The organism is Candidatus Bipolaricaulota bacterium (genome assembly GCA_021159055.1).
GTDB lineage: Bacteria > Bipolaricaulota > Bipolaricaulia > UBA7950 > UBA9294 > S016-54.
Window position 1 is genome coordinate 1 of the sequence record JAGGSO010000090.1, and the last position, 2,228, is coordinate 2,228.

1 rRNA gene is annotated in these 2,228 nt (G+C 55.4%); it reads right to left on the reverse strand.

Annotation, left to right across the window (positions count from 1 at the left end):
* Positions 1–2,228: ribosomal RNA gene (locus tag J7J55_04510) — 23S ribosomal RNA — on the reverse strand; the annotation flags it as partial.

A 2,228-nucleotide genomic window follows, 5' to 3' on the forward strand; every position in this document is an offset into this window, starting at 1 on the left:
GATAGAGACCGACCTGTCTCACGACGGTCTGAACCCAGCTCGCGTACCCTTTTAACCGGCGAACAGCCGGACCCTTGGGACCTGATTCAGCCCCAGGATAGGATGAGCCGACATCGAGGTGCCGAACCTTCCCGTCGATGTGAACTCTTGGGGAAGACTAGCCTGTTATCCCCGGGGTAACTTTTGTCCGATGAGCAGTGGCCCTTCCACAAAGTGCCACTGGGTCACTAGGACCTGCTTTCGCACCTGCTCGACTTGTAGGTCTCGCAGTCAAGCCTCCTTATACCCTTACGCTCGTTGGCTGATCGCTAACCAGCCTGAGGAGACCTTTGTGCGCCTCCGTTACTCTTTAGGAGGCGACCGCCCCAGTCAAACTACCCACATAGCACTGTCCCGCGACCGCTGCTAACGGCCGACGGTTAGAGTTTCAACACCCGCAGGGTGGTATTCCAAGGACGGCTCCACCGAGGCTGGCGCCCCAGCTTCATCGCCTCCCACCTATCCTACACAACGAATGCCAAAACCCAGTGCCATGCTATAGTAAAGCTCCACGGGGTCTTTTTGTCCAGCCGCGGGTCACAGGCGTTTACACCTGTGCTTCAATTTCACCGAGCATCCGGTCAAGACAGCGCCCAAGTCGTTGAACCTTTCATGCGGGTCGGAACTTACCCGACAAGGAACTTCGCTCAGTTCTGTTACTTTCGGGCTGATACCCTACTGACCTGCTTGTGCAGGCGGACGGGACTTTCGCCCCGCCTCCTCCGGTCGCCCGGAGGCTCGGACTGTATCTTCACCCCTGTGGGGCGCTCGGCGTACAGTCTCTGAGGATTCTGAAGACCGAGAACGGAGGTTCATGTGCTGAATTATCCGCTCGATCTCTGCAAGTCCTTCATCCGTAAGGTGCTTACCGGCCTCAATGAGGTCGAGCACCTGTACGAACCTTTCGAATTCCCTGGCCTTGGAGGTCCTCAGCCTATTTCGCTGAAAGAACGGAACGATCTTCGTCCTCAGTTCCTCCAACGAACGGACGCAGTATCGATATAGATCCTCACGATGATTATCGTGACGTCTATTCACGTATATGCGCCCACATCCGAAGAAATCCTTCAGGATCTGCAGAGCTTCCAGGCTACGCTCTCCCTGAGTCACAACGAATTCAGGGAAAACTTGCCATCCGCTGCTCATCGATGGATTTTTGAAGATGCTTACGGAAAAGCATCCCTCCCCATCGACGAACCCGGTGATCCACCCCTCGGTCTTCAGTCTTTCCTGCTGATTGTCCGCACCCATCGCATTGTCACCGCACAATTTTAACATGCGGTAGCGTGGGATACTAACCGGATTTTCCAGCATATAGCCGAGTTTTACTAAGGCAACTTACGCTACCTTAGGACGGTTATAGTTACCGCCGCCCTTCACTGGCGCTTCAGTTCGGCGCGTTAACGCCTCCCCTTAACGTTCCAGCAGTGGGCAGGTTTCAGACTCTATACATCCTCTTACGAGTTAGCAGAGTCCTGTGTTTTTGCTAAACAGTCGCTCAGGCCGATTCTCTGCGGCCACCCGAAGGTGGCACCCCTTATCCCGAAGTTACGGGGTCATTTTGCCGAGTTCCTTGACCGAATTTCACTCGTCCACCTTGGTATTCTCTACCCGCCTACCTGTGTCGGTTTGCGGTACGGACTCTTCCTTGCTCGCTAGAGGCTTTTCTCGCCCGATGAAACCGTCTCCCTTCGCCCTAAAGCGGGCTCGCCATCACACCTCGACTTAAACGGGGGAACGGATTTGCCTATTCCCCCTACCTCGGTGCTTGGACACACTAATCCGTCAGTGTGCGGAGGGGTTCCTTCGGGGTCCCCCCTTCGCTCAAACGCAAGGATAGAGGCGCAGGAATATTAACCTGCTGTCCATCGGTTACCCCTTTCGGGTTCACCTTAGGGTCCGCCTAACCCTGGGAGGACGAACCTTCCCCAGGAAACCTTAGGCATTCGGTGGCAATGATTCTCGCATTGCTCGCGCTACTCATGCCGGCATTCTCTCTTCCGTCTCGTCCACCGGACCTCACGGTCCAGCTTCAGCCGTTAACGGAATGCTCCCCTACCGATCACCGTTCGAAGAACGGCAATCCCGCAGCTTCGGTACCAGGCTTAGCCCCGTTAAATTTTCGGCGCGTCGCCGCTAGACTGGTGAGCTATTACGCACTCTTTAAAGGATGGCTGCTTCTAAGCCAA